The sequence below is a fragment of the Loktanella gaetbuli genome (assembly GCF_020531945.1).
GTDB classification, from domain to species: Bacteria; Pseudomonadota; Alphaproteobacteria; order Rhodobacterales; family Rhodobacteraceae; genus Loktanella; species Loktanella gaetbuli.
On the sequence record NZ_JAJATZ010000020.1, the window covers coordinates 1 to 1207 of the forward strand.

Sequence of the window (1207 nt, forward strand, 5' to 3'; positions counted from 1 at the left end):
GTCGCTGCGGGCGATGCCCGCGGTGCGGCTTATTCGACGATCTTGGACACCACGCCAGCGCCGACGGTACGGCCGCCTTCACGGATGGCGAAACGCAGGCCGTCTTCCATCGCGATCGGTGCGATCAGCTCGACGTTGAACTTCAGGTTGTCGCCCGGCATCACCATTTCGGTGCCCTCGGGCAGCACAACCGTGCCGGTCACGTCCGTCGTGCGGAAGTAGAACTGCGGACGGTAGTTCGCAAAGAACGGCGTGTGACGGCCACCCTCTTCCTTGGTCAGGATGTAGGCCTCGGCCTCGAACTTGGTGTGCGGTGCAACCGACTTGGGCTTGCACAGCACCTGGCCGCGCTCCACGCCTTCACGGTCGATACCGCGCAGCAGGACACCCACGTTGTCGCCAGCCTGGCCGGAGTCCAGCAGCTTGCGGAACATCTCGACGCCCGTGCAGGTCGTCGTCTTGGTGTCACGGATACCCACGATCTCGATGCTGTCGCCGACGTTGATCACGCCACGCTCCACACGGCCGGTCACAACCGTACCACGGCCGGAAATCGAGAACACGTCCTCGATCGGCATCAGGAACGGCAGGTCAACCGCACGTGCCGGTGTCGGGATGTACTCGTCCACAGCCGCCATCAGCGCCTTGATCGACTCTTCGCCGATTTCGGGCTGCGTGCCGTTCATGGCGTGCAGGGCCGAACCACGGATGATCGGAATATCGTCGCCGGGGTAGTCGTAGGAGGACAGCAGTTCGCGAATCTCCATTTCGACCAGTTCCAGCAGCTCTTCGTCGTCAACCTGGTCGACCTTGTTCATGTAGACGACCATGTAGGGGATGCCCACCTGGCGACCCAGCAGGATGTGCTCGCGCGTTTGCGGCATGGGGCCGTCAGCTGCGTTCACGACCAGGATCGCGCCGTCCATCTGGGCGGCACCGGTGATCATGTTCTTGACGTAGTCGGCGTGGCCGGGGCAGTCGACGTGGGCGTAGTGACGGCCTTCGGTCTCGTACTCGACGTGCGCGGTCGAGATGGTGATGCCGCGGGCCTTCTCTTCGGGCGCGCCGTCGATCTGGTCGTAGGCGCGGAAGTCACCAAAGTACTTGGTGATCGCTGCCGTCAGCGTCGTCTTGCCGTGGTCAACGTGACCAATCGTGCCGATGTTAACGTGCGGTTTGTTACGTTCGAACTTTGCCTTAGCCATGA

At 62.7% G+C, this 1207-nt stretch carries 1 protein-coding gene; it reads right to left on the minus strand.

Features of this window, described 5'->3' with window-relative positions; genetic code table 11:
• Positions 1-29: 29 nt before the first annotated feature.
• Positions 30-1205 (minus strand): elongation factor Tu, encoded by a 1176-nt coding sequence (tuf, locus tag LGQ03_RS16600; protein ID WP_090158362.1) that lies wholly within the window; start codon positions 1203-1205, stop codon positions 30-32.
• Positions 1206-1207: the final 2 nt, after the last annotated feature.